Consider the following 25384-nt stretch of genomic DNA (forward strand, 5'->3'; position numbering starts at 1 on the left):
ATCCCCGGGGAGACGCCATGACCGCCATCAGCCCGTTCCGCATCGCCGTCAGCGACGATGTCCTCGAGGATCTGCGCAGCCGGCTGCGCCGAACGCGCTGGCCGGAAGCCGAGCTGGTCGACGACTGGAGTCAGGGCGCGCCGCTGCAATGGATCAAGGACGTCTGCCACTATTGGGCCGAGACCTATGACTGGCGGCAGCGCGAGGCGCGGCTCAACCGCTTCAGCCAGTTCACCACCGAAATCGACGGGCTCGACATCCACTTCATCCATGTCCGCTCGAAGCACCCGGAGGCGCGGCCCTTGATCATTACTCATGGCTGGCCGGGATCGGTGGTCGAATTCCACAAGGTGATCGAGCCATTGACAGATCCTGTGGCGCATGGCGGCGTTGCCGCCGATGCCTTCCACGTGGTGTGCCCGTCACTGCCGGGCTTCGGCTTCTCGGCCAAGCCTGTAGCGACGGGCTGGGGCGTCGACCGGATCGCCAAGGCCTGGGCCGTCCTGATGCAGCGGCTCGGATACGCCAGCTATTTCGCACAAGGCGGCGACTGGGGTTCCGCGGTCACGACCGCGATCGGCGGACAGGATGCTGCACATTGCGCCGGCATTCACATCACGCTTGCGATGTCGACCCGGCCCAATGTCGAGGGACAGCCGACGCCGGAGGAGACGAGGGCGCTCAACGGCATCAAATATTATGCCGACTGGGATTCCGGCTATTCCAAGCAGCAATCCACCCGGCCGCAGACGCTCGGCTATGGCCTGACGGATTCGCCGAGCGGGCAGGCGGCCTGGATCCTGGAAAAGTTCTGGGCCTGGACCGATTGCGACGGCCATCCGGAAAACATCCTAAGCCGCGACGAGCTGCTCGACAACGTCATGCTGTACTGGGTCACCGCAACGGCCGCGTCGTCGGCGCGGCTCTATTGGGAAAGTTTCGGGCCGGGCAAGCGAACCCCGCACAAGGTGAGCGTGCCGACCGGCGTTGCCGCGTTCCCCAAGGAGATCGTCACGCCGGTCCGCAAATGGATGGAGACGAACTTCACCAACATCCAGCACTGGAGCGAGATGCCGAAAGGCGGACATTTCTCGGCATTCGAGCAGCCCGAGCTGTTCATCGGCGAGGTGCGCGAATTCTTCGGCAAGCTGCGCTGAAGCATGAACCGGAAAAGTGCGACGCGGTTTTCCGGACAGATCATGCTCAAGCAAGCCGCAGGCGAAACCTCCAGGTAAGCATGTGTCAACGGAGTAACCCGCCAAGGTCGAGAGCGCGTATGTTGGTCTGAAGCGGTTTGTGACAGAATGCGCCATGCAACGGAGGACGTCGGCGTGCTGCTTGATCCCCGCCACGGCGACTTTGAGGACAATGCCGCCAGCCCGGAACAGCGTTCGTTGTTCGCGATCGTGGGTAGCCTTCTGGTTGAGATAAGCCCCGCGAAACTGTTGTTCGCCTGGACGATTTCGCTTCTGCTCCCGGGCGTGCTGCTCGGCCTTGCGCCACTGGTCGCGTCCGCCTGGATTTCGAGCCTTTCGCAACACGCTCTTGCCCTCTCCGAAGTGGGCGCCGTGCTGGCGCTGGTTGTGATCGCGGCGTTGGGATGGCTCGGCGGGCGACCGCTGTTTCAAATCGCGGAAACAAGCTTCTGGTCGCTGAACGCGCTCGCGGTCCAACCGAGTTACGCCTTCACGCGCGAGGCACTGGGCCATCTGGCGGAGCTGCTCTGGCGCGCTGGCGCAACTCCTGCCTCTCGCACGAGGCTGCGGCGCAGTTGCTCGGTCGGCGCCGGCATACTGCTCTCTGCGGGGGCGGCATTGATCGCGGCCCTGGCCTGGCCTGCTTCGCAATGGACTGCGACCATCAATGACCTGGTCCTGATCCATCGTCTTGTGCTGCCGACGTTCGCGAACGCCGTGGTGCTGGTGTCCTGCTATCTTGCGGTCGCATCACTGGCCTGGAGCGTGGCCGACGCCAGTATGGAACAACCGGCCGACCTTGCCGGATTCGACGCGGCGCCGTCCGGAGGCCGCTGCTGGCGCGTTGCGCATCTGTCCGATCTTCACGTGGTCGGCGAACGATACGGCTTCCGCATCGAAAGCGGGACCGCCGGTCCGCGGGGAAACGAACGCTTCAATCGCGTGCTGGCTCGCCTTGCCGAAATTCACTCCGTTGATCCGCTCGACCATGTGCTGATCAGCGGCGATATGACGGACGCCGGCCGGCCCGGCGAATGGGCGGAATTTCTCGATGCATTGGCGGGTCATCCCGAGCTCGCTGCACGCATCATCATGCTTCCGGGCAATCATGACGTTAACGTGGTGGATCGTGCCAATCCCGCGCGCCTCGACCTGCCGTTCAGCCCAGGCAAGCGGCTACGGCAGATGCGCACCCTGTCGGCGATCGCGGCCGTCCAGGGCGATCGCGTCCGCGTCATCGACGGTTTCGGCAAACCGTCGGCCACGCTGAACCAGGCGCTGGCCCCTTATCATGATCGGATAACGCAATTTGCGCAGCACGGGGGCGTGCGCCGCGCGGCGGCGCTCCGCGGCCTGTTCGATGATCAATTCCCAATGATCCTGCCGCCGGACCAGGACGGCGGCCTCGGGATCGCCATTCTCAACTCCAACGCCGAAACCCACTTCTCCTTCACCAACGCGCTCGGTTTGGTTTCGGAAGCGCAAACACGGCGGTTGGAGGCTGCGATCCGTCATTTCCCGACGGCATGCTGGACCATCGCGCTACATCATCACTTGATGGAATATCCCATGCCGGTGAAGACATTTGCCGAGCGCATTGGGACGGCCTTGATCAACGGCAGTTGGTTTGTGCGCAGGTTGCAAAGGTTTTCCGATCGCTCGGTGGTGATGCACGGTCACCGGCACATCGATTGGATCGGTACGTGTGGTGCGTCGAAGGTCGTCTCGGCCCCTTCACCGGTGATGGGGGCCGACGATGCGGTCAGTTATTTCTATATCCACAGAATGATGGTCGGCCCGGACCGGAAGCTCTGCCTCGCCGAGCCTGAGCGGGTTGAGATTGCCAGAAGCTAGGAGGTTTGCGGCTTATCTTGGTGCGATCCGCCGAACAGATCAGCGATCCAGGCGGCCGACGGACTCTCGGCACAGAAGGTCAGAATAGCGAGCGTGATCGGCACGCCGATGAAGGTCCCGAACAGGCCCCAAAGCGAGCTCCAGAAGAAGATCGCAAACAGCACCAGGAACGGCGAGATCGACAATGTCGAGCCGGCCACCCGCGGTTCGATATAGCTGCCTACCACGAACTGGATGACGTTGAGACAGGCGAACACACCAAACACCGCGGGCCAGCTCTCGAACTGCGTCATGGCCAGCAGCGTGGGGAACAGCGTCGCGATGAAAGGGCCGACGAAAGGAATGTAGTTGAGGACAAAGGCGATCACGCCCCATTCGAATGCGAATGGCAGTCCGGTCACGGCGGCGAACAGGCCGACCAACAGACCCGTGACCGCGCTCATCTGCGTCCGCACCAGCATATACTTGCGAAACTTGGCGGCCGTCGCTTTGCTGCCCTTGAGCAGGACGCGCGCAGCGGTGCGATTCTCCAACCGCTGGATTCGTCGACCAGCGTCTTCGACCTCGAGAAGTCCCAGCACGACATAGACCAGCGCGACGAGCCAGAAGCTCAACGTGGTGTTGACGCGGCCGGTGACGTATTGCGTGGTGCGCAGCAGCCAGCCGACGTTGAAATGCTCCGCCCAAAGGCCGGCGAACGAGACGCCATGGCCGTCGAGCCAGATCACCGCGGCATCGTAGAAGGCTTGATACCGCGCCGCATCCGTAATCAATGAGCGCCCGACGCGGCCGAACCCCCACGCCGCAAGCGAGGCAAATGCGACGCAGGTAGCGGTCGTAACGACGACGGTAACCGCGAGCGCGAGGAGTTTCGGCAGCCATGACTGGAGCCGTTGCTGAACGGGCCAGACGATCGCGATGATGAACAGGGCGGCCGCAAGCGGGGCGAGCACGCTGCGCGCCTGAGCCACCGCCGCAATGACCAGCACCGCGGCGATGATGCCGGTCGTGATCTTCAACCCGCCTGCCATCCTTGAGTTGTCCGACCTCCGTGAACGCAGAGATTGTCAGTCTGTCTCGTCGCGCGACAAGACCGGAAAGGGACTTGCGGCGCAGCTACAGCAATCCTCGATAGATTCCTGGCGCGGAGCCTTCGATGGCGACCGCGCCGACGGCCTTCGAATAGAATTCTGCCGGCCCGACGCCGCCGATGATGGCATAGCCAAAACCCTCGTGTTTCATGTCCTCGAGGCAGGCGAACAGCAGCGCCTTGCCGATTCCGCCCTGCTGCGCCTTCGGCGCGACACCGGTCGGGCCGAAGAAGTTGCGACAGGCCGCGTCGTGGCAGGCAAATCCCACGATCTTCTTTTGCTGGATCGCGATGAAGCAGGAGACCGGTTGGCGGCTGAACGCGACCTCGGTTTCGCTGGCCCACGCCTCGCTGAATGTCTCCCGCACCCAGGCCACGACCTTGTGCTTTTCAGGCGCGAGCGCGCGGCGCATCGCAATTCCGGCCTTGAGCAATCGATCATAGGCGGGCCGGGAATCGGGCAGAGCGTAGAGCTTGACGAGCATGTCCATCCGGCGAGCTTAGTTGAAAACGCGTCCCGCGGGCAAATCACGGGAGCAAGGTGACGGCGCCGGACTACCATTTGCGTTGTCGCTTGTTCGCGGTCGTCCTGACTTCACGTGCAATTGCCCAGAAATACCCGCCGCAGAATGCAACAATCGCGACAATCACACCGGCGGCGATCAGCTCTTGCATATCAGCGGTTCTCCAAGTATTCGTACCTCGCATACGTGGGAATTATGCCCACAAATGCGCCGAAAAGGCAGATCGGTTTCGGGACGTAACGAGGCGGAGCGAATGCGATGCTGACGGTCAGCGCAGCAGACAGGCGTCTTCGGGCAATCGTCGCTCTCGTCGTCATGGCCGGCGTCGGTTCGGCGCAAGTCGCCCGAACACCCGATATGTCGGATGCCAGTGGGAGCGCCGTCTCCATGCCGATCGACACACGGAGCCAGACGTCCGCGATGGATGGCGTGGTCCGCGCCGTCCAGCTTCCCAAGGGCGCTTCCACGATCAGCGAGACCTACGGAGACTGGATCGTCAAATGCCAGCTCGACGGCGGGGCCAAGCTGTGTACCCTCGGGCAGACACAGCTCGCCAAGGAAACCAATCAGCAAATCTTCGCCATCGAACTGATTCCCAGGGACGGAAAGGCCGAAGGCAACATCTTGATGCCGTTCGGGCTGAAGTTCGACGCCGGTTCCGTCCTCAAGCTTGACGGCAAGGATCTGGAGCAGACGCGCTTCTCCACCTGCACGACGCAAGGCTGCTTGCTGCCGGTATCCTTTCCCACGGTCGTGACCGACACCATCAGCAGGGCCAAAATGCTCACCGTTGCCGCACAGAGCATCAGCAACGGGCGGGCTGTCGTCTTTAACGTCCCCCTCAACGGCTTCGCCGCGGCGCTGGAGCGCACCATTCAGCTCGGAAGCTGAGCGGCACGACGTTCCGCGCCCACCGCACGATGGCTGCGACAAATCACCCCGACGGGCAAAATCCCGCTCCGTCGTCGGGCAAATCATTGATCCAATTCCGCCCGTCTCACCCGATTGAGGGGCGCTTCGCGGTCGTCACGAACGTGGGTCGAGATGCGGTGGACGCCGATTGCGCAACTGACGAGTGCGCATGACGTGGACGGTGAAGCCGTGTGGTCCTGATGCCAAGCCTTTTTTTCATGATCCAAAGAACGAATAAAAGCCATGTCTGTCAATGGTTTAAACAGAGCCGCTTGAGCTGGGTCCCAATAGGCCCTTAGACCGTTCACCTTCGGGTCCGCCGGTGCCAGACCATAGCTTCGGCCCATCGTGTGACGGGCAAATACCGGGCATCTACGGTGGATGACGTCCGTTGATGTCCGGCCTGATCTGGAAGATAGTTGGAAACGCGAACAAACGGTGGGGGCCGCGATGACGGAAGTAGCGTTGCCCGAGACGCAGTATGCGCAGAGCGGCGACTTCAACATCGCCTATCAAGTCATGGGCGACGGGCCCACCGACATTATCCTAGTTCCGGGGATTATATCCCACATCGATTTTCAGCACGAACTCCCGGGCTATACGCGCTTTCTTCGTCGCTTGGCGAAGTTCTCAAGGGTCGTCACGTTCGACAAGAGAGGTCAAGGACTATCAGATCGGTTGGCCGACGTACCGTCTCTTGAGGAACGTATCGACGATGTCCGCACGATCATGGACGCCATCAACTCCAAGCGTGCTGCGCTAGTTGGCTTCTCTGAAGGCGCGTCGATGAGCGTTCTATTCGCGACGACCTACCCAGAGCGCGTGTCCCACTTGGTCTTATTCGGAGGGCTGGCGCGGATATCAGACCTGCTCCCGCCCAACCTCACGCCATCCGAGGTTCAGGAACGGTTAGCTTACGTCGTAAAGAGTTGGGGAAACGGGGACTTCCTCAAGCGAGTTTTCGCGAGTGATGCTGGCAATCCGGAGATACTCGCTCGCATCGCAAAATTCGAAAAGTTGGGCAGCAGTCCTGGCGCACTAAAATCCTACATACTTTCGAACCGACGGATAGACATCAACCCCATCCTCCCAGTCGTCCGCACGCCAACCCTAGTGCTGCACCGAACAACCGACGCGCAGGTGCCTGTAACGTTAGGCCGCAAGCTCGCCGCCGGTATCCCGGGAGCGAAATACATTGAATATCCGTCGGGCGATCACGCGTTCTGGACGGGAGACATTGAGCGAGTTACCGGAGACATCGAAGAATTCATCACTGGACAACGCGCCAGCGAGGGAATTGATCTGGAGCGCATACTCGCTACCGTTCTCTTTACTGATATCGTTGGGTCGACCAATCTTGCTTTGCAACTCGGCGATCACCGTTGGCGTGACCTCTTGGACAATCACGACGATCGTTCCGGCCGGATTGTCAGCAAGCATCGCGGCACTTTGGTGAAGAGCACAGGGGATGGCGTTCTGGCAACATTTGATGGACCGGGACGGGCTGTGCGATGCGCCTTGGCGCTCAGTGAGGAGAGCAAAAGCATTGGTTTGCCAGTTCGCGCGGGTCTTCATTGCGGCGAGGTCGAAATCAGAGGCAACGACATCGGTGGCATTGCCGTCCACGCAGCCGCGCGGGTGATGTCGCAGTCGGGAAGCAATGAGGTATTTGTCTCGCGGGTGGTCACCGACCTCGTAGCAGGCACCGATCTGAAGTTCTCCGAGCGAGGCTCATACGAATTAAAGGGGCTGCCCGGGAAATGGGATCTTTTCGCCGCGAGCAAATAGTAGGCCGCCTTGACGCCATAGACGGCGCTGCCATTCCGGCGCAGCACCGTTGCGCGCTCCTCGGCGCAATGCGACCGAAGCATCTCGACAGATCGCCGCCGGTCAAGCCGCGAAAGCGCCCGCCATGATCGCCATACCAGTTCCAAATCGCTCATCGCGCTATCCTACGGAAGTCGCAACGATAACCCGGCGCAGCAAAATCGCGAAAAGACGAGGCCAAATACGCGAAAGGCCCGGCGTCCCGCACCGCCTTTCGAGGGCACGGCTCAAAGTACCTTAGCTTAGGTCCCGTTGCCGATTGGGCCACGAACTCGTTTGACGAGGCGCCATCAGATGTTCTGGCCCCACCGTTTGGACTACCGATGTTCTCCGAGGTGAACAGAGTTTCATATCTCGATTAGCGCAGGGTATTGACGTCCGCTAGCGCCCTCTTCAAATGGTTCCCGGCATCGGGGAACCTCAAATGAAGGACATGAAGGCGCACTTGGAGAAGCTTCGGGTCGAGGCCGAGGAGTGCGAACTCATCAGCAAGCTCGCGACCAACGAGACTAAGAAAGACTTGTTTGCCAAGCTAGCCGCCCATCATCGGGCGCTCGCTGATGAGGTGGAACGGACGATCAACGCTTCCAAACCGCAGAGCACATAGGAGTTTTGGTTGCCGTGTTCGCGTCGTAGTTCTGCCGGTCCGGGGATCTCCGTGGGTGAACCGAGTGCCAGTCCCAGTTAGCGCGCTTTGTACGCCGTGATGACTTGGTGGAATTCGTCGTCATCGTCTACGGTCAATAAACCGATGACCATCCAGCCTGCGCACAAGCCGAGAACTATCAGCGCCATTTTTAGCCACGGTCTCATAAAGGCTAATATGCTCCGAGAACCAGCTATTTACCACCCCACGGTGCTTTGCCGTGGCACAAATTGCACCGGCGATCCCTAGCATCCGGGCGTAGAGTTCCAACTCCAAACGCAGGGGTTGTTGCAGTGACCTACCTTTTAGCGCGCTCATCGTGACGCTCGGGCTAAGCCCCATCGCAATCGTGGCTATTGCCCTGTTCATGTAGAAAAGAGAGGCCGCGCCGTCGAATGCCCTGAAAGCCGGCCCGCTCGCGCACCGAAAACCTTAACGGGATCGGCAGTATCAAGCCGCTCGCGCGATATCACTGCCGGCAACCCAGACCGGCGTTGCCGATTAACGGTTTTCTACCAATTGGTGTCAGTCTAGGTCATTGCGGTTAGGTCGCGACGAGCGACAACGCATTCCGGAATGCTCAACCTGACCAGCCCGGTTGGCGGTCTCCCTATGGGGCCCACGATGATCAAAGGTTTTGCGATTGCAGCCCTCGCGCTGCTAGGTGCATCGCAGGTAGACCAGTATCTCACCCACGGCCGATACACCGACGCCACCATGATGATGGTGAGACAGATGAGGCACTCCTTTGGGATTTAGCAGTCCCGGGCTCTATGCAACCTTAGGGGTTCCGCTCTAGTGAGGACGAGCGCAGGGGTGTACTGCGCCTTGGGCTTACCGGCGGACCTAGCTACCTGAGCTAGGGCCGCTCCTCGGCTCGTCGATCCTCACATGACGTCGCTCAAGTTCATGCAGGCGCCTTTTGCAATCGTCGCTCCCAAGGCAGCGCCGGCACCTTCAATGCGAAGGCGCCATCGCCGAGCAGTGCTTGGGCGAGTAGCATCACCGCCCAGACAAAGGGCATTTCCCATCCGCCTTCGACGAACCAGAAGTTCTTACGGACCATCCAGAAGTGCGTGGCACCGAGCATCATCGGCAGCGTGTACAAGCTCACCCAGCGGGTATAGACGCCGAGCAGCAATAGGATGCTCGCCGCGAATTCCGCGCTCAACGTGTATGTGAGCACCCATTCTGGATATCCGGCTTTCAATAGGCCGTTCCACCAAAGACTGATCGGCTTCAAGATGAACTTGCCGTAGAGCGCCGCCAGGAACAGCCCGGCAATCGTAATCCGCAAAATGAACGCAGCGTAAGGCGCAGTCCTTTGGTCGATCATCGCATGCTCCCAATGAAGCGGAAGCGCATGGTCCGAAGGTCTACTGGCAGGAGATCGTCCGACGGAACGGCGCGACCGCAAATACTAATAAAAGAATGCAGCCATTGGAGGCGCTGCGCGCGATGCAGTCTATCCGTAAAAACCCGGACGGCATGCCGGCAAACCGGAGCCACCGTATTCATCCGGAATGGAAGTTCGCCCCGCACCGCAGCATATACCCAGTGTTCATCGAGTTCATATTTGCATTTCGCCCGGCCGTCTTAATTGGCGGCCGGGCTTTTGTGTGCCGATCGGTGCTAGTTCTTCTTGAGATCGCGCAGTTTACGCATGTAGTAGCCGTGGCTCTGGACCGCCTGTCTGATCTCCTCGCTGACCCTGACGCCCCTCCTTCTGCTCTTGCGCCACTTACCTTGAGCGCTGACAGCCGGCACCGGAAAACCCTTTCTCACGACGAGCAGATCATGTCTGACATTGAAATACACCTCGACCATGTAATCTCCCAAAACCGTTGAAAGTATTGGTCCAGAGCAGATCGCCGTTCGCCGAAATGCAACCGGGTCTTTGGCGCTCGCCTGTGAATATCAAGGACAAGCGGCGTGCTCGTCGATCCTGAGACGGTATTTTCTGTTTGGATGTTGTTCGTATGCCGCACCCAACGACCAACGACTATCTGGACGAATATGATCGGGAGCTAGACGAGATCGTTGCCGCCTGCGACGGCGATGTGCGCAGCGCTCTGAGGGCTCTCTTGCTGGTCAACGAGCAGTTGGAGCGCATCCTAGATTGTTTGAACGCGGAACTGATCGAGCACGTGTCGCGGCATCGACGGCAGACGGTGCACTAAGCCGCAAATGGGCTCGGGCGAGACGCAGCCTAGAATGCCGCCATCTTTGTCGCAAACCCGGTGGCGCGGCTATGGCGAGTCCTTTGGACAGAGCGGAGACGTACCAACATTCAACAGTTGAGAGACGGCAGTCACCAATTGGGCAGGCGCAAATGGCTTCGTCAAAAGGATGCTGTTGGGCACGCCGTTCGCAGTCCATTGCTCGGCGCTGGCGCCGGTCATGTAAACGATCGGAAAATCGGGATGCATTTCTCGGACACGGCGAGCAAGCTGCCAGCCATCCATCGTATTCGCGCCGAGATTTACATCGGTGACGAGGGCTCGGTACTTATCTCCGCTGTCTCGCAACAAGCTCAACGCCTCATCGCCCGACGAAACGCCAAATGGCGCAAAGCCCGCCTCGCTAAGAGCACCGCTAATGAAGCTGTGGACCAAATGCTCGTCATCGACGATTAGGATATCGATAGTGTCCAAGGGGCCACCTCCCGCCGCAGCGTTGAGCGAGTTCCAAATTGACGCCCTGGCAGGAAGATGGTTCCCTTCGGGACGCATAAAGTCGCTCCCCTCGGTTCTTGCGTTTCATCATTCGAGGGGCCGGCGGTGTTCTCCCGTGTCGATCCAGATGGACATCTCATCTGCCGGGGCCTTGCGTAAGCCAAATGGCTTCGCACCGCTTGACAAAGAAAGGGTCCCACACGTGCGGTCTCCCAAGACGCCCGCCTGGTATTCCGCACGTAATTCAGGCGACGAGACGTAGATTGGTCTCAGGTTGCTTTGCGAGGCTGCCAATGATCCGTCGCAACTCGGCCGCGACGCCCTCGATTTTCCTTCATTCGCGTCGAATGATTGTAGACCTTGCCGGTGACGGTGGGCACGGCGACCTCGGCCTTCTTGCTCGAGGAATGATCGAGGCAACGTGCGATCCACGCATCATCAAAGCCAAGATCGCCGGCCAAGGTCGCCGCCGTCCGCGTAGATCGTGCTGATCGCCGAGCGGGCAGGCGAAGACGTATTGCTTGTTCGATGCCCTGAGCGCCTCGCGGGCAATCTCGACCGCCAGGTCGGACAGCGGCTGCTGGATCACTCGGCGCTTCTTCACGCGCTTGAGGGGCACGTCAAGTTCTACCCATTGCTCGGGGCCCATGGGTGCGATCGGCTCCCAACTTTCCCTACGCTCTCTTCAACAGGGAGGGCGGAACGAAGAGCAAAGCTCGGGCGAAACGCGCCGCGAGAACGCGGATTTGTGACTCACAGATCGTGCAACAATTTCAGCGTTGTCCCGGCGAAGGCCGGACCCATTACCACGAATGCGAATTGTTGCGCGACGCTGGGGCTACAGCCTGTTTTTCAACAACGCGACCCTGTGGTTATGGGTCCCGGCCTTCGCCGGGACGACGAATGGAGAAAGCCTGCGCCGCTTTCGCTCTCAATCCCGGTACGACGAATCCGCCCGGTCGAGCTTGCGCAGCAGCGCGGGCCAGGCGAGTTCGCCGTTGCGGGCGGCGCGGCCGGGCTTTGGCAGCATCCGCTCATAGGTGTCTTCGAGGATATTCTGCGGCGGATAGATCAGCTTGGTGTTGCAGGACAGCGCCATCACCTGGGTCTGGCAGGCGCGCTCGAGGCGGAACAGCACGTTGAACGCGGCGGGCACGGTGCGGCCGACGACCAGGAGGCCATGGTTGCGCAGGATCATCGCCTCGTTGTCGCCGAGGTCGCGGACCAGGCGTTCGCGCTCGTCGACATTGTCGGCGATGCCCTCGAAGTCGTGATAGGCGATGTGCAGGAAGCGCATCGAGGTCTGCGCCAGCGGCAGCAGGCCGCATTCCATCGCGGAGACCGCCATGCCGGCCGGGGTATGGGTGTGCGCGACGCAATCCATGTCGTGCTTGGCCATGTGGATGGCGCTGTGAATGACGAAGCCCGCGACATTGACGTCGTAGTCGGTCGCGTTGAGCAGCGTGTTGCCTTCGACGTCGACCTTGATCAGGCTGGAGGCGTCGATCTCCTCGTACAGCATGCCGTAGGCATTGATCAGGAACTGGTCGGTGGTGCCGGGCACGCGGCAGGAGATGTGGTTCGCGATCATCTCGGTCATGCCGTACATCGCCGTGAGCCGATAACAGGCGGCAAGATCGACGCGGGCCTGCCACTCCTCGGCGCTCACCTGCTCGCGGACGGATTTGACGACCTTGATCGCGGGCGAGCTGACGGGGGGATTCATGGCGTTCTCTCCTCGAGATATCTGCGGGGTCGGGGCCCGATTGTTGCGGCGGACCATAGCAGAATCCGCGCGGCGGCAAGCTTTGGCGCGTCTGCGTATTTGCAGGGCTGGCGGGCAAAAACCGAATGCGGATTGGCGCGCCGCGCCTTCAATGCCACAATGCGGAAAACAGCCGAGGCGCACCAAAATGAGCGATCGCAAGATACGTATCGCCGTCCTGCATTTCTCCCACGAAACCGTCTCGTTCCTGCCGAACGAGACCACGCTCGACGACTTCATCTATCCGGGCTCGCCGGCCAAAGGCGAGGCGCTGCTGCAGTTCGATCCCAAGAACTATATGGGCGGCTTCGTGCAGGTGGCGCGCGAGTTCTCCGAGGTCGAACTGGTCGGCATCGAATCCCCGCTCTGGCCGAAGACCTACACCGGGTCTGGCTGGATCACCCAGGAAGCCTATCGCACCTTTACCGACAAGATGATCGACGGGCTGAAGGAGGAGGGACCGTTCGACGGCGTCTATCTGTGCCTGCATGGCGCGATGGCCGTGCGCGACCTGCCGCGGCCGGAGGCCGATCTGGCGCGGCAGGTCCGCGAAGTGGTCGGCCGTTCCGCCTTCATTGCCGCAACCTTCGATCTGCACGGCAACGAGGACGAGACGTTCCTTGAGCAGGCGGACATGGCGTTCGCGGTGAAATATTTCCCGCATTATGACGCGCACCTGCAGGGTGAACGCGCCGCGCGCATGCTGGTGCGGGCGATCCGCGGCGACTACAAGCCGGCGCACAGGACGATCAAGGTTCCCGTGATCTCGCCCACCGTGCTGCAATGGACCGGGGCGCGGCCTTGGAGGGATCTCGTGCAGCGCGCGCTGGTCTGGGAGGCCCGCGAGGTCGACGTCTACGTCAACATCTTCTTCGGCTTCCCGTTCGCCGACGTTCCCGATGTCGGCATGACCGTTCAGGTTCTGACCAACGACAATCCAAAGCTCGCCGAGCAGGTTGCGCGCGATCTTGCCGGCACGATCTGGCGGCTGCGCGAAGCCTTGCTGCAATCGACCAAATTGCACGGCATCGCCGAGGGCGTCGCGCTGGCCAAGCAGGCCGTCGCAGCTGGCAACACACCGGTGGTGCTGGCCGATCACAGCGACCGGTCGGGATCGGCGACCTGGCTGCTGCGTGAGATCATCGCGCAGGACCTCGCCAACACTGTCATCGCAACCATTGCCGACGCCAGGGCGACGGCGAGTCTCAAGGCCGCCGGCGCCAAGGCCGGCGATGCCTTCGACATGGAGATCGGCGGCCTTGCCGACGAGTCGGCGGGCGATCCGGTTCGGATCCAGGGCACCATCTCGGCTGCGGGCGAGGGCTATGGGCAGTTCTGGGTCTGCGTGCGTTTCGGCCGCAACAATGTGCTGATCCTGTCCACCTATCTGGTGCAGGTCATGGAGCCGTTCTCGCTGAAGGCGCTGGTGCCCGACATCGGCACCTTTGACGTGATGGCGATCAAGTCGCGGGTCCATTTCCGGCGCGGCTTCGACGACAACGGCTTTGCCAAAACGATCCTCCCGGTCGAGCCCGAGCAGCCGTTCCTCGGCACGACGCGTCTCGACAAGCTGCCCTACAAGAATGTCGATCTTGCGCAGTTCTATCCGTACGGCAATCCGGCGTTTTCGGAGCAATCGTCATGACGGAGGGACGCTATCGCCTGATCGGCTCGACCGCCTCGCCCTATGCGATCAAGCTGCGCGCGCTGATGCGCTACCGGCGGATTCCGCACGATTGGGTGATCATGACCAAGGCCTTGCGCGAGGCAACCGCGCATCTGAAGCCGATGCTGATCCCGGTGCTGCAATATCCTGACGGCAGCTACCGCGGCGAGACTACGACGCTGGCCTATGATCTGGAGGCCCGCCATCAGGGACGGTCGGTGATCCCGGAAGACAGGTCCATCGCTTTCATCTGCGATCTGCTCGAGGACCTCGCCGACGAATGGGCAGTGAAGCCGCTGTTTCTCTATCGCTGGTGGGATCCGGAAGATCAGGCCTATGTCTCGCGCTGGGCCGGCGAGGAGTGGTCGACGTCGGCGGCCGAGGCCGGCAGCCGCGAGGAGATCGAGGAGTTCAGGCAGCGGCAGATTTCGCGCATGGACATTCTCGGCGCGACGGATGAGAACAGGCCGCTGTTGGAGGAAAGCTACCGGCGGACGCTTGCGGCGTTCGAGCCGCATGTCGGCATGAAGAAATATCTGTTTGGCAGCCGGCCGTCGCTGGCGGATTTTGCCTGGTTCGGCCAGCTCAGCGAGATGGCGACCGACCCGACCCCGATGCGGATCATGCGCGAACGCGCACCGTTCACCGATCACTGGGTGCGGCGGCTCGATGACGCGTCAGGTGTCGAAGGTGACTGGTATCCTCGTGAGCAGGCGCTTGGCGGGTTTGCGGAGGCGCTGCTGCGGATCGCCGGCGAACTCTATCTGCCGTTCCTGGCTGCCAATGCGGATGCGTTCGCGAAGGGCCTCGAGCGGGTAGAGATCAACGTCTGGGGACTGCCCTACGCGCTGGCGCCGTTCAAATATCAGGTCAAATGCCTGCAGCAGCTGCGCGAAAAGTTTGCCGCGCTCGATGCCGGCGAACGTGCGGCGTTGAAACCGGTGCTGGAACGCACCGGCTGCTGGGCCATCCTGGTTGGAGGCTGATCGATCGGGGACGACAATCGGGGTTCAAAACAGCGTGAGCTTAGGTCCGGTGCCGGCTCCCAAGCGCGATCGCGATCGTCTCCGGCTGCTTGATCCGCTCGATCAGCATGTCGATGCGGTCGCCGCCCCAGAACAGCTCGCCGTTGAACACCATGCTGGGCACGCCGAACACGCCGAGCGCTTCAGCCTCGTCGATAATGCGATCATGTTCGGCGCGGGCAGGGCCGCGAACATAGGCCTCGAAGGCCTCAGTGGAACCACCGACCGCGGTGATCACCCCCGCTATCTCCGCGAGTTCGTCGATCTCCAGCTCGTGGTTCCAGAATTTCCGGAACACCGTGTCGTGATAGCGCCGGAACAGCCCGTGGCGCTGCGCGAACAGCATGCCGGCGCTGGCGTAGAAGGCGTCATAGATCCGGCGCGGGCCCTTCATGGTCAGTCCCTGCGCGTTGGCGAACCGGCGCGCATCCATGTAGGCGTAGCGCACCTTGCGCCAGAAGTGCGGCGTGCGCTCCTCGACCGTGCCCATGAATTCGGGAATGCGCAGCGTATAGGGCAGCCATTCCAGCTCGACGCCGTATGTCTCCTCGAGTTCGAACAGCCGCTTGTTGGCGACATAGGCATAGGGAGACTTGTAGTCGGTGTAGATTCGAACCCGCGGCTTTTCCATCATCGTTCCTCACCTCGTCGGGATAATTGTTCCCGATCCCGCGCGGTGGCGCAATGCGGTGTGACGAAGGGGAAATCGCGGGCAAACGAACGGGCCCCGGTGCAGTCAAGCATCGCGGGGCCCTGCTACTTCGTTTTAGCGAAGGATCTCTGGTATCGACCAGTGGTGTTTCGGGACCTAAAAGCGCGTGGCCTTTGCGCTCCTGTCCTGCGGATATGTTCAGATTGTCGGCAGTGCACGCGGCTAGCAGCTGCTGTTCGCCTCAACGTGCACCGAGACCTTGCCGCTGAGCAAGGTCGCTGGCTTGCGCCGGTGGCGTCATGCTCCTCTCCAAGAGGTGGGCCGACGGACATCTGTCCGCTTCTGCTGCCTGGCGGCCGATCCCATAATCGTCCGTCAATTCCTGCGACGCGAGGAGCGAGCGCTCCACCACCCCAACAGGTGCAGTTAGCGAAATGCTGCGGCAGTTATGGCGATCTGTCAAGTTAACGAGCGGGGTAATTCAGGTCAGGAGTCCTGTCGCGACTTTCGATATTGGGTGAAATCCGGATCGTGCGTCATCTTCCAGTAGTCGACGAACCGCCACGGCATCGCCGAGAACACGCGGCCGCCTCTGTTGCGGTAATAGGTCGTCATACCCGGATGCGTCCAGATCAGTTGCTCATGCTCGGCGTCGACGTCGCGGATATATGCGTCATGCGCGTCGGGATGCACGTCGATCGCGGCGATGTCGTTCTCGATCATCTCGACAAGGCAGGCGGAGATGTAGCGGCTCTGGCACTCCGACTGGAAGATCACGCTGCCGCCATGCGCAGGCCCCGAATTGGGCCCGAGCATCAGAAAGAGATTGGGGAAATCAGGCACGGTGAGGCCGAGATAGGCGGTCGGATTGTCGTCGCGCCACGCCTGCTTGAGATTCTTGCCGTCACGTCCGGTGATGTTGAGCCGCGCCGCCATCTCGGAGACCTTGAAGCCGGTCGAGATCACGATGACGTCGTGCTGCCGCGATGTGCCGTCGGCGGTGACGATTCCATCCGCAGCGAAATGGTCGATCTTGTCGGTGACCAGCTCGACATTCGGTTTGGTCAGCGTCTTGAACCAGTTGTTGTCGAGCAGGATGCGCTTGCCGTAGGGCGGATAGGTCGGCATGCATTTCTCGATCAGGTCGGGGCGATCCTTCAGCTCGGAGAGAATGAAGTCGGCCAGCTCCTGGCGATGCCGGTCGTTGCCCTTGTTGACGGCGCGGTCCGGATACGGCCAGGCCGGATCCTTGCGCAGGAACGGCAGCAATCCGTCGCCGTATCGCCAGAACATGTTGAAGCGATACCACTGCACATAGAACGGCAGATGCGCGAGCAGCCACTGCGCGCCTTCGGTGATCGGATCGGAATAGCCCTTCACCGGCCGCGCCCATTGCGCGGTGCGCTGGTAGACGGTGACCGAAGCGACGCGGTCGGCGATCGACGGCACCAGCTGCATCGCGGTCGCGCCGGTGCCGATCACGGCGACATGCCTGCCGTCGAGCTTGATGTCGTCGGACCACAGCGCCGAATGAACCTTCAGACCGGTGAAGGCGTCGTCTCCCTCAAAGCGGGCAGGCAAGGGATCGTTGAGCTGGCCGATCGCGCTGACCAGCGCGGTGGATTCGAAGGTTTCTTCGCCGCGGGCGGTCCTCAGCGTCGAGATCCAGCGCCGCTTGCCTTCGTCCCAGCGCGAGGCGACGAGTTCCGTATTGAGGCGGACGTGTTTGCGGATGTCGTATTCGCGCACGACCTTGAGCAGATAGTCGAGCAGCTCCTGGCGCTGCGCGAAATAGCGGGTCCACGGATTGCGGGCGCCGAACGAAAAGGAATAGGAGTGGTTCGGCGTATCGACGCCGCAGCCGGGATAGCGGTTGGCGTACCAGGTGCCGCCGATCTCGTCCTGCTTCTCGACGATCGTATAGGGAATGCCGAGCCGGCCGAGCGCAACGCCAAGCGCGATCGCGCAGACCCCGGCGCCGACGATCAGCACACGCTGCTGCGCCAGCTTCTCGCCAGAAGGGCGCTCGCGCCAACGCACGTCGCGCGGAACGAAGCCCATCTCCTCCCGCATCAGCGGGGCATATTCCGGCGCGACATTCTCGCCGAGCGTCGCGCGCATCATCCGCAGCATCAGCTCATCGCCGGGATCGGTGATGACGGGCTTGGGCGTGCCACGCGCGAACAGGTTCAGGACGGCCGCGCGAATCTCGTCCTGGATATCCTTCGGGACGCCGGCGTCGGGATCCGGGATCAGGCGGACGTCGCGCTTCGGCTTGTAGGGCGGCTCGAGCCATTTCTCGTCGCCGGTCATGTGCACCAGCACCATCAGCAGCACGCGGATGTCGCCTTCGGCGATGGCGGAGGACAGATCGAGGTGTTGGCGCGGAAGCTCGATATTCATGCGTTGTCCTCAGCTGCGTGGGGCTTCCGGCAGGCCGCCATAGGCGGCCCAGGTGGTGCCTGCGATGTAGCCGGCATCGACCGGCAGGTTGATGCCGGTGACGCCGCTGCTCTGCGGCGAGAGCAGCCAGGCGATCGCCTGCGCCACTTCGATCGGCTCGACCAGCCGGTTCATCGCGGTCGGCCGCGCCAGCAGATCCTTGTTCAGCGCGCCCGATGCGATGCCGGCTTCAAGCGCGGCCGTGCGGGTGAAGCCGGGCGATACCGCGTTGACGCGGACGCCGGAACGTCCCCATTCGGCGGCGAGCGTCTGCGTGATCTGGATGACGCCGGCCTTTGCCGCTGTATAGGCGTGGATCGGACCCGACGTCATGCCGGCCACCGAGGCGACGTTGACGATCGCGCCATGCCGCCGCTGTGCCATTCCGATACCGACGCTGCGCGCGACCAGGAAGGTGCCGCGCAGGTCGATATTGACCTCGCGGTCCCATTGCTCCATCCGCACCCGTTCGATCGTGTGCATCTTGCCGAACACGCCGGCGGCGTTGACGAGGCCGCCGATCGGACCATGCGCCTTCTCGATATCGGCAATGCCTGCGACAACGGCGCTCTCGCTCGCGACGTCGAACGGCGCCGGCCACAGGATGGCGGTCGTTCCAACCGGCGGCTCGGGCGCGATGTCGACGATGACGACGCGATGCCCCTGATCGGCGAGCAGCGTTGCGGTCGCCGCGCCAATGCCGCGGCTGCCGCCGGTGACGAGGATAGTGCCCTCAGCGCTCATGATTTTCTTCCCTTGTCGCTGGTGGCGAACAGGCCGCGGGTGACCAGCTTTTGATAGGCCGTGATCACATAGTCGGGCACCGCGGTGACGCCGCGTTCGGAATAGGAGTAGCGGCGGCTGAGATAACCGCGCGCGCCCATCAGCACCTGGACGATGGCCTCGAATTCCTCGTCGCTGAAGGTGTTGGTCGCACCCGCTGCCCGCGCGCGTTGCAGGATCCGCACATAGGCACTGGAGATGTTGTCAAAATGCTTCTGGTAGCCGATCGGCGCGAAGAATTCGGCCTCGTTGAGGATGCGCAGGAATTCCGGCACCTCGCGGATGAAATCGAAGAAGGCGCTGAAGCGCTCGACCTCCTGCCGGGCCTCGCTCGCGGTGCCGGTGCGCGCATGGATGAAGCGGACCATGTCGAGGCCGATCTTCGGCAGCAGCTGGTCGAGCAGCTCCTGGCGGTTCTCGAAATGATTGTAGAAAGTGCCCTGCGCGACGCTGGCGGCCTCGGTGATGCGCGCGACCGAGGCTTCGGCATAGCCGTACTTGCCGACGACCTTGGTCGCGGCGTCGAAGATCTTCTGCTTGGTCCAGGCGTTGCGCTCGACCCGGTTGAGCTTTGTCACTTTGGCGGATGTCGCTTGCGTCATGCGGTGGCCTCGAGTTCGGCGCGGAGCACGCGTTTGAGCACCTTGCCGGATGGATTGCGCGGCAGGCTGTCGCGGATGACGAGCTGCCGCGGCACCTTGAAGCCGGCGAGCCGTGTCCGGCAGTGGTCGGTGAGACCGGGCAGGTCGAGCTTGGCGTTGTCGGCGAGCACCACGATCGCGACCGGCTTCTCGCCCCAGCGCGTGTCCGGCAGGCCGATCACCGCGACCTCGCGTACTTCAGGCATTTCGTAGATGACGCGCTCGACCTCAGAGGAGGCGATGTTCTCACCGCCGGAGATGATCATGTCCTTCTTGCGATCGGTCAGATAGAGGAAGCCGTCATCGTCGAGGTAGCCAACATCGCCGGTGCGGAACCAGTCGCCGAAGAACGCGGATGCGGTCTTCTCCGGATCCTTCCAATAGCCCTGCGTGACCTTCGGGCCGCGCAAGCAGATCTCGCCGTTCTGGCCGGCCGGCAGGCGCTTGCCGGCATCGTCGCGGATCTCGATCTCGACATGGGCGATGGCGCGGCCGGTCGAGCCGATCTTCTCGATCTCGCGGCCCGCGTCCATGAAGGTATCGCCGCCGCAGCTTTCGGTGAGACCGTAGGCATCGATGTAGCGCGCGTTCTTGAAATAGTTTGAGAAGGCGCGGATGCGAAGCTCCGGCGTCTTCTCGCCGCCACCGATCGCCCATTGCAGGCTGGAGACGTCGTAGCGCTCGCGGTTCGGGCAGGTGAGGAGCGCCGTGGTCATGACCGGCGCGAACCATGCAGCGTTGAGTTTCTCCCGCTCGATCGCGGCGAGTGCGGGTTCAGGCTCGAAGGTGCGGTGAATGCACAGCATGCCGCCATGCCAGAGCACCGCGATGCCGGGCAGGTCGAGCGCGCCGACGTGATAGAGCGGGCCGACGACGAGCAGCCGCGTGTCCGCGTTGAGCCCGAGCACCAGGGTCTGGTCGGCGGACTTCCAGTAGATGTTCTCGTAAGTGAGCATCACCCCCTTGGGACGATCCGTCGTGCCCGAGGTGTACATCAGCCGCATCAGGTCGCGCGGCTGGCGCACATGGATCGGCGCCGGCGCGATGTCGGGCGCAAGGTTGGTGACGCTGGACTGCGCGACCTCATCGAGCAGCACGATCGGCGCGCCGCCGGCGGCGATCGCGGCAAATTCCTCGTCGGTGATCAAGAGGCGCGCGCCGGAATTGCCGACGATGTAGCCGACCTCGTCGGCCGAGAGGCGATAGTTGATCGGCAGGAACACCGCGCCGATATGGCTCGTCGCGAACACCAGCTCGAGAAAGGCCGTGCTGTTCTTCATCAGCACGGCGACGACATCGCCGGGCGTGATCCCGCGCGCCGCGAGCCAGCCGCCGACCTGCCGGATCCGCAGATCAAAGTCGGCGTAGGAGACGTCTTCGCCGCGATATTTCAGCGCACAGCGGTCCGGAGTCCGCCGGGCATGAAATGCGATGAAGCTGGAAAGGTTGATCATTTGCCGCTGGCGGGGCCGATTCCGGCGCCGTTCTCTCCCTAGATGAATTATGAGTCGTAATTCATCTTTGGCTTGACGTCACCCCCCTTGCTCTGAAAACATTGTGACCATGGAGACGAAACGATCTCCGGCAGGAATTTTGGGGAACGCGAACCCGACAGGGAGGGGAATGATGAAGAGGACCCGGAAACCGGGCATCACCCGGCGCTCGACGCTTGTGCTGATGGGCGCCGGTGCGGTGAGCTTTGCCGCGCCATGGGTGGCGCGCGCACAGGCCAAGACGATCAAGATCGGCATGCCGACCATTCTGTCGGGCCGCGTCGCGCAGCTCGGGACGTCCTCGCGCAACGCGGTGCTGCTGGAGGTCGAGAAGGTCAATGCCGCCGGCGGCCTTGCCGGACGGCAGATCGAAATGGTGATCCGCGACTCCAAGGGACAGCCGCAGGAAGCCGCGCGCATCGCGCGCGAGCTCGTCAACACCGACGGCTGCGAGATGCTGCTTGACGGCGAAGCGTCCTCGGGATCGTTCGCGGTTCACGAAGTGGCGCGGGATCTCGGCGTGCTCTGCATCCACACCTGCTCGGAAGCGTCATCGCTGACCGCCGATCCCAAGCAGCACATCCCGAACGCCTTCCGCTGCGTGCGGCAGGGCATTCATGACTCGATCGTCGGCGCCAGCTACGCGGCAGGGATCGCCAAGGCCAAGGGCCTGAAGAAATGGGCGACCTGTTCGCCCGACTACGCCTATGGCCGCGACACCACCGGCGAGTTCGTGCTGTACCTGAAGAAGTTCGCGCCCGACGTCGAGATCATCAGCGAGTCCTGGCCAAAGCTGTTCCAACCCGACTACACCGAGGTGGTGACGAAGATCCTGCAGGCCAAGCCTCAGGCGCTCTATTCCTGTCTGTGGGGCGGCGATCTCACCTCCTACATCGATCAGGCCAACATCTACGCGATGTTTACCCAGATGGAGGTGTTCGCGGTCAACATGGCCGACTACACCGCGCTCACGGTGGTGAAGAACCTGCCCAAGGGCATCCACTCCGGCGACCGCTACATCAAGACATTCCCGCCGACGCCCGAAAATGCCGCCTGGGGCGATGCCTACAAGGCCAAGTACAACGAGTATCCGACCAACTGGTCGTGGCAGAACGCCACGGCGGTCATGTTCCTCAACGAGGCCGTCAAGAAGGCGAACTCGACCGACGGCAAGAAGGTCGCGGAGGCGCTCACCGGCCTCACGATCAAGTGCCCGTTCGGCGCCGACGGCACCGTCACCATGCGCGCCGACGATCACACGCTGGTCGGTTATGCCATCGGCTGGGGCACTACGATTCCGCAGGAGCCCTACGTTCCCGATGTGAAGGCCGGAGACTGGAAGACCATCTTCGAGCTCGAAGCCGAGTGGAAGAAGAGCAAGGGCTACACCTGACCCGCGTGTGCGGCGGAGGGCAGCCTGCTGCCTCCGCCTCGCATCTGATGTTTGTCGCGCGCCGACGTTGCGGCCCGCCGTAATGGATGATTTTCCGTGGACCTCGACGCGCTCGCCAGTTGCCTCGCCAGCCCTGCCTGCCTGGTGACGCAAACCACCAGCGGCCTGATTATCGGCATGCTGCTGTTCCTTGTCGCCGTTGGGCTGACGCTGATCTTCGGCGTGCTCAAGGTCGTCAATTTCAGCCACGGCGCCTTCTATATGTTCGGCGCCTATTTCGCGATGACGGCCTATCAGCTCACCGGCAGCTTCGCGCTGGCGATGCTGAGCGGCGCCGCCGGCACCGCGATCCTCGGCCTGATCTTCGAGCGCGTGTTCATGAGCCGGGTCTATGGCCGCGACGTCCTGATGCAGCTGCTGGTCTGCTACGCCTTCGTGCTGATCTTCGACGATGTCGTCCGCATGATCTGGGGGCCTGAATTCAGGTCGATGGGCATGCCGGCCGCGTTCCAGGTGCCGCCGCTGTTCATCGCCGGCGGCGTGGTGCCGCCATATTATCTGCTCTTGATCGGGGTGGCGCTCGCCGCAGCCGTTGTTCTCGGTCTGGGGCTGGCGCGCTCCACGATCGGCAAGGTGATCCGTGCGGCCGCGCATAATCCCGGCATGGTCTCGGCGCTCGGTATCAATACCGGGTTGATCTATGGTGGCGTATTCGCGCTCGGCGGCATGCTGGCGGGACTGGCGGGAGCGCTCGCCGCGCCGGTGCGCTCGCTGACACCGGGCATGGGGTTCTCGGTGCTGATCGAGTCCTTCATCGTCACCGTGATCGGCGGCATGGGCTCGATCCTCGGCGCGTTGATCGGCGCGCTTTTGATCGGCCTGATCCGCTCCTTCGGATCGCTCGGTTTCCCGCTGTTCACCGAGGGCTTGATGTATCTGTTCATGGTGATCGTGCTGGTGTCGCGTCCGACCGGGCTGTTCGGCAGGGAGGTCGCATGACCGAGTTGCAGGCCGGGCAGGGCACGCAGCCCCTCGATGTTACCCGGATCGATGCCAAGCCGCAGCGTTACCGCGATGTGCTGATCGCGCTCGTAGCCTTTGCCCTGCTCGCGCTGCTGCCGTTCATCTTCGGCAGCAAGCAGCTGCTCGACTTCGTGATCCGCTGCGCCGCCTACGGATTGTTCGCGACGTCGCTCAACCTTCTGGTCGGCTACACCGGACTGATCTCGTTCGGCCACGGCATGTTCTTCGGCCTCGGTGCCTATGGTTTCGGGCTGATGATGCAGAAGACCGGCGTGCCGATCCCGGTGGCCTTCGTCGCCACGCTGGCGATGACCCTGGTCGTCGCCGTCGTCATCGGCGCGATTTGCGTGCGGCTAAGGGAAATCTACTTTGCCTTCGTCACGCTGGCATTCCAGATGCTGATTCACTCGACCATCCTGTCGTGGCAGTCGCTGACCGGCGGCGACCAGGGCCTGCGCGGCGGGATTCCGCGGCCGCCGTTTCTCGGTATCGATCTGTCGAACCATCTGCATCTCTACATCACGAGCTGCGCCCTGCTGGTGATCGGCCTGCTGCTCATGCGCCAGATCGCGCAATCGCCGTTCGGCTACACGCTGCGGATGATCCGCGACAACGCCACGCGAGCGAGCTTCATCGGCATCGATGTCTGGCGCGCCAAGCTGACGATCTTTGTGCTCGCCGCGCTGTTCGCGGCGACCGGCGGCATCATCATGGCGCTGTTCGTCTCCGGCGCCTATCCCGAGTTTGCCTATTGGACGATCTCGGGCGAGGGCATTTTCATCAACATGCTCGGCGGCGTGACAACCTTCCTTGGACCGATGGTCGGCACGGTGCTGCTGCTGATCCTCAACGATACCGTTACCCGCCTGACCGAGTATCACGGCATCGTGCTCGGCATCGTGATCCTGTTCTTTGCCATCGGCCTGCGAAAGGGACTGATGGACTTTGTCGTCGAGTGGTTCGCGCAGCGTCGCGGAGAAGCCGGGGAGCGCGCGCCATGAGTGCACAGACGCGGATCAGCGTCGTTACCGGCGGCGCCAGCGGCATCGGCGCGGCTTGCGTTCGCGAACTCGCAGCGGCCGGCGATCTCGTCGCCGTTCTCGACCGCGATCTCGCCAAGGCGCAGACGGTTGCGGCGGAAGTCGGTGGCAAGGCCTTTGCGGCCGACGTGGCGGAGGAGCGCAGCGTCGAGGCCTGTGCGGCCGCGATCGAGCGCGACTGCGGCCCGGTCGCGGTGCTGGTCAACAGCGCCGGCATCATCCAGGCGCCGGTCCGGCCGCACGATCTGCCGATGACCTCCTGGGACGACGTCGTGCGCGTCGACCAGCGCGGCACCTATGTCGCCTGCGTTGCCTTTGCGCGGCAGATGATCGCGCGCAAGCGCGGCAGCATCGTCAACATCGCCTCGATTGCCGGCATGCGCTCGATGCCGCTGCATGCCTATGCGCCCGCCAAGGCGGCGGTGATCGCCATCACCGAATGCCTCGCGGCCGAATGGGGGCCGTCCGGCATCCGCGTCAATGCGGTGTCCCCTGGTTATACGCTGACGCCGGCGCTGAAGAATGCCATCGATCGCGGAGAGCGGGATGTCTCGGCGCTGGCTGCCAATGCAGCACTTCGCCGTCTCGTCGATCCCTCGGAAATCGGCCGCGTCGTCGCATTTCTGGCGTCCGACGTGGCCTCGGCGATGACCGGCGCCAACGTGCCGGTCGATTGCGGCTGGCTCGCCGGCACATCGTGGAGCACCTACGGCGGTCTGCGGGAGGCGAGCGGCTAG

General features: G+C 62.5%; 24 protein-coding genes. 12 read left to right on the forward strand and 12 right to left on the reverse strand.

All coding sequences use genetic code 11. The features are described 5' to 3' along the window. The first annotated feature begins 17 nt into the window (after positions 1-17). Both JEY66_RS15420 and JEY66_RS15425 read left to right on the forward strand, forming a co-directional pair. Positions 18-1157, forward strand: coding sequence for an epoxide hydrolase family protein (locus JEY66_RS15420; RefSeq protein WP_018272868.1), 1140 nt, complete (start codon positions 18-20; stop codon positions 1155-1157). 174 nt (positions 1158-1331) lie between these two features. Beyond that, on the forward strand, positions 1332-3050 hold the full coding sequence (locus tag JEY66_RS15425) for a metallophosphoesterase family protein (protein ID WP_307724561.1): 1719 nt from the start codon (positions 1332-1334) through the stop codon (positions 3048-3050). Here JEY66_RS15425 and JEY66_RS15430 read toward each other — a convergent pair. Further along, positions 3047-4081, reverse strand: a complete 1035-nt coding sequence (locus tag JEY66_RS15430) for an AI-2E family transporter (protein WP_018272866.1) — start codon at positions 4079-4081, stop codon at positions 3047-3049. The two genes, JEY66_RS15425 and JEY66_RS15430, sit on opposite strands and share 4 nt — an antisense overlap. An 85-nt stretch (positions 4082-4166) precedes the next feature. Continuing rightward, entirely contained in the window at positions 4167-4631 is a 465-nt protein-coding gene (locus JEY66_RS15435; protein WP_018272865.1) for a GNAT family N-acetyltransferase, read from the reverse strand. A gap of 291 nt (positions 4632-4922) precedes the next feature. Here JEY66_RS15435 and JEY66_RS15440 point away from each other — a divergent pair, with 291 nt between their 5' ends. The 3 genes from JEY66_RS15440 to JEY66_RS15450 all read left to right on the forward strand — a co-directional run bounded on the left by JEY66_RS15440 (position 4923) and on the right by JEY66_RS15450 (position 8010). Beyond that, complete coding sequence (locus JEY66_RS15440) at positions 4923-5555, forward strand: invasion associated locus B family protein (RefSeq protein WP_018272864.1); 633 nt, start codon at positions 4923-4925, stop codon at positions 5553-5555. 402 nt (positions 5556-5957) lie between these two features. Continuing rightward, a complete protein-coding gene (locus JEY66_RS15445) occupies positions 5958-7364 on the forward strand; it encodes an adenylate/guanylate cyclase domain-containing protein (protein ID WP_016847321.1) in 1407 nt (468 codons plus the stop codon). A gap of 463 nt (positions 7365-7827) precedes the next feature. Next, positions 7828-8010 (forward strand): hypothetical protein, encoded by a 183-nt coding sequence (locus JEY66_RS15450; protein WP_018272863.1) that lies wholly within the window; start codon positions 7828-7830, stop codon positions 8008-8010. Between the two features lie 946 nt (positions 8011-8956). Here JEY66_RS15450 and JEY66_RS15455 read toward each other — a convergent pair. Together JEY66_RS15455 and JEY66_RS15460 are read right to left on the reverse strand one after the other, a co-directional pair. Next, entirely contained in the window at positions 8957-9385 is a 429-nt protein-coding gene (locus tag JEY66_RS15455) for a DoxX family protein (RefSeq protein WP_016847325.1), read from the reverse strand. Positions 9386-9681: 296 nt separating this feature from the next. Beyond that, positions 9682-9876: a hypothetical protein gene (locus JEY66_RS15460; protein ID WP_018272860.1), complete on the reverse strand. Its 195-nt coding sequence runs from the start codon at positions 9874-9876 to the stop codon at positions 9682-9684. 152 nt (positions 9877-10028) lie between these two features. Here JEY66_RS15460 and JEY66_RS15465 point away from each other — a divergent pair, with 152 nt between their 5' ends. Next, entirely contained in the window at positions 10029-10229 is a 201-nt protein-coding gene (locus JEY66_RS15465) for a hypothetical protein (protein WP_018272859.1), read from the forward strand. Positions 10230-10298: 69 nt separating this feature from the next. Here the strand turns inward: JEY66_RS15465 and JEY66_RS15470 are convergent, their stop codons facing one another. The 3 genes from JEY66_RS15470 to JEY66_RS15480 form a co-directional block, all read right to left on the reverse strand. Continuing rightward, entirely contained in the window at positions 10299-10703 is a 405-nt protein-coding gene (locus JEY66_RS15470; RefSeq protein ID WP_018272858.1) for a response regulator, read from the reverse strand. A gap of 290 nt (positions 10704-10993) precedes the next feature. Beyond that, a complete protein-coding gene (locus JEY66_RS15475; protein ID WP_018272857.1) occupies positions 10994-11185 on the reverse strand; it encodes a hypothetical protein in 192 nt (63 codons plus the stop codon). Between the two features lie 470 nt (positions 11186-11655). Then, positions 11656-12450, reverse strand: a complete 795-nt coding sequence (locus JEY66_RS15480; protein WP_018272856.1) for a class II aldolase/adducin family protein — start codon at positions 12448-12450, stop codon at positions 11656-11658. Positions 12451-12637: 187 nt separating this feature from the next. On the opposite strand from JEY66_RS15480, the gene JEY66_RS15485 reads away from it, so the two are divergent. Both JEY66_RS15485 and JEY66_RS15490 read left to right on the forward strand, forming a co-directional pair. Next, positions 12638-14134, forward strand: coding sequence for a M81 family metallopeptidase (locus tag JEY66_RS15485; RefSeq protein ID WP_018272855.1), 1497 nt, complete (start codon positions 12638-12640; stop codon positions 14132-14134). Then, positions 14131-15141: a glutathione S-transferase N-terminal domain-containing protein gene (locus JEY66_RS15490; RefSeq protein WP_018272854.1), complete on the forward strand. Its 1011-nt coding sequence runs from the start codon at positions 14131-14133 to the stop codon at positions 15139-15141. Before JEY66_RS15485 ends, JEY66_RS15490 begins: the two co-directional genes overlap by 4 nt. Before the next feature lie 40 nt (positions 15142-15181). On the opposite strand, the gene JEY66_RS15495 is transcribed toward JEY66_RS15490, so the two are convergent. The 5 genes from JEY66_RS15495 to JEY66_RS15515 all read right to left on the reverse strand — a co-directional run bounded on the left by JEY66_RS15495 (position 15182) and on the right by JEY66_RS15515 (position 21152). After that, the gene (locus tag JEY66_RS15495) at positions 15182-15811 is read right to left on the reverse strand and encodes a 2-hydroxychromene-2-carboxylate isomerase (RefSeq protein WP_018272853.1); all 630 of its coding nucleotides are present in this window, start codon (positions 15809-15811) and stop codon (positions 15182-15184) included. A gap of 507 nt (positions 15812-16318) precedes the next feature. Then, complete coding sequence (locus JEY66_RS15500) at positions 16319-18235, reverse strand: flavin-containing monooxygenase (RefSeq protein ID WP_018272852.1); 1917 nt, start codon at positions 18233-18235, stop codon at positions 16319-16321. A gap of 9 nt (positions 18236-18244) precedes the next feature. Next, positions 18245-19018, reverse strand: a complete 774-nt coding sequence (locus JEY66_RS15505) for an SDR family NAD(P)-dependent oxidoreductase (protein ID WP_018272851.1) — start codon at positions 19016-19018, stop codon at positions 18245-18247. Then, a complete protein-coding gene (locus tag JEY66_RS15510; protein ID WP_018272850.1) occupies positions 19015-19659 on the reverse strand; it encodes a TetR/AcrR family transcriptional regulator in 645 nt (214 codons plus the stop codon). The genes JEY66_RS15505 and JEY66_RS15510 overlap by 4 nt, the downstream gene beginning before the upstream one ends. Further along, positions 19656-21152 (reverse strand): AMP-binding protein, encoded by a 1497-nt coding sequence (locus tag JEY66_RS15515; protein ID WP_018272849.1) that lies wholly within the window; start codon positions 21150-21152, stop codon positions 19656-19658. The genes JEY66_RS15510 and JEY66_RS15515 overlap by 4 nt, the downstream gene beginning before the upstream one ends. A gap of 172 nt (positions 21153-21324) precedes the next feature. Between JEY66_RS15515 and JEY66_RS15520 the strand changes: the two genes are divergently transcribed. The 4 genes from JEY66_RS15520 (at position 21325) to JEY66_RS15535 (ending at position 25384) form a co-directional block, all read left to right on the forward strand. Continuing rightward, on the forward strand, positions 21325-22584 hold the full coding sequence (locus tag JEY66_RS15520) for an ABC transporter substrate-binding protein (protein WP_026193086.1): 1260 nt from the start codon (positions 21325-21327) through the stop codon (positions 22582-22584). Positions 22585-22680: 96 nt separating this feature from the next. Next, complete coding sequence (locus JEY66_RS15525) at positions 22681-23583, forward strand: branched-chain amino acid ABC transporter permease (RefSeq protein ID WP_018272847.1); 903 nt, start codon at positions 22681-22683, stop codon at positions 23581-23583. Next, entirely contained in the window at positions 23580-24608 is a 1029-nt protein-coding gene (locus JEY66_RS15530) for a branched-chain amino acid ABC transporter permease (protein ID WP_018272846.1), read from the forward strand. The genes JEY66_RS15525 and JEY66_RS15530 overlap by 4 nt, the downstream gene beginning before the upstream one ends. After that, complete coding sequence (locus tag JEY66_RS15535; protein WP_018272845.1) at positions 24605-25384, forward strand: SDR family NAD(P)-dependent oxidoreductase; 780 nt, start codon at positions 24605-24607, stop codon at positions 25382-25384. The genes JEY66_RS15530 and JEY66_RS15535 overlap by 4 nt, the downstream gene beginning before the upstream one ends.

Origin of the sequence: Bradyrhizobium elkanii USDA 76, from assembly GCF_023278185.1 — a bacterium.
Lineage (GTDB): Bacteria > Pseudomonadota > Alphaproteobacteria > Rhizobiales > Xanthobacteraceae > Bradyrhizobium > Bradyrhizobium elkanii.

Bases quoted from the DNA above. Each gene is read 5' to 3' on its own strand.
- JEY66_RS15420 (WP_018272868.1), top strand. From the start codon at position 18: ATGACCGCCATCAGCCCGTTCCGCATCGCCGTCAGCGACGATGTCCTC.
- JEY66_RS15430 (WP_018272866.1), bottom strand. From the start codon at position 4,081: ATGGCAGGCGGGTTGAAGATCACGACCGGCATCATCGCCGCGGTGCTG.
- JEY66_RS15435 (WP_018272865.1), bottom strand. From the start codon at position 4,631: ATGGACATGCTCGTCAAGCTCTACGCTCTGCCCGATTCCCGGCCCGCC.
- JEY66_RS15440 (WP_018272864.1), top strand. From the start codon at position 4,923: ATGCTGACGGTCAGCGCAGCAGACAGGCGTCTTCGGGCAATCGTCGCT.
- JEY66_RS15445 (WP_016847321.1), top strand. From the start codon at position 5,958: ATGACGTCCGTTGATGTCCGGCCTGATCTGGAAGATAGTTGGAAACGC.
- JEY66_RS15450 (WP_018272863.1), top strand. From the start codon at position 7,828: ATGAAGGACATGAAGGCGCACTTGGAGAAGCTTCGGGTCGAGGCCGAG.
- JEY66_RS15455 (WP_016847325.1), bottom strand. From the start codon at position 9,385: ATGATCGACCAAAGGACTGCGCCTTACGCTGCGTTCATTTTGCGGATT.
- JEY66_RS15460 (WP_018272860.1), bottom strand. From the start codon at position 9,876: ATGGTCGAGGTGTATTTCAATGTCAGACATGATCTGCTCGTCGTGAGA.
- JEY66_RS15465 (WP_018272859.1), top strand. From the start codon at position 10,029: ATGCCGCACCCAACGACCAACGACTATCTGGACGAATATGATCGGGAG.
- JEY66_RS15480 (WP_018272856.1), bottom strand. From the start codon at position 12,450: ATGAATCCCCCCGTCAGCTCGCCCGCGATCAAGGTCGTCAAATCCGTC.
- JEY66_RS15485 (WP_018272855.1), top strand. From the start codon at position 12,638: ATGAGCGATCGCAAGATACGTATCGCCGTCCTGCATTTCTCCCACGAA.
- JEY66_RS15490 (WP_018272854.1), top strand. From the start codon at position 14,131: ATGACGGAGGGACGCTATCGCCTGATCGGCTCGACCGCCTCGCCCTAT.
- JEY66_RS15495 (WP_018272853.1), bottom strand. From the start codon at position 15,811: ATGGAAAAGCCGCGGGTTCGAATCTACACCGACTACAAGTCTCCCTAT.
- JEY66_RS15500 (WP_018272852.1), bottom strand. From the start codon at position 18,235: ATGAATATCGAGCTTCCGCGCCAACACCTCGATCTGTCCTCCGCCATC.
- JEY66_RS15505 (WP_018272851.1), bottom strand. From the start codon at position 19,018: ATGAGCGCTGAGGGCACTATCCTCGTCACCGGCGGCAGCCGCGGCATT.
- JEY66_RS15510 (WP_018272850.1), bottom strand. From the start codon at position 19,659: ATGACGCAAGCGACATCCGCCAAAGTGACAAAGCTCAACCGGGTCGAG.
- JEY66_RS15515 (WP_018272849.1), bottom strand. From the start codon at position 21,152: ATGATCAACCTTTCCAGCTTCATCGCATTTCATGCCCGGCGGACTCCG.
- JEY66_RS15520 (WP_026193086.1), top strand. From the start codon at position 21,325: ATGAAGAGGACCCGGAAACCGGGCATCACCCGGCGCTCGACGCTTGTG.
- JEY66_RS15530 (WP_018272846.1), top strand. From the start codon at position 23,580: ATGACCGAGTTGCAGGCCGGGCAGGGCACGCAGCCCCTCGATGTTACC.
- JEY66_RS15535 (WP_018272845.1), top strand. From the start codon at position 24,605: ATGAGTGCACAGACGCGGATCAGCGTCGTTACCGGCGGCGCCAGCGGC.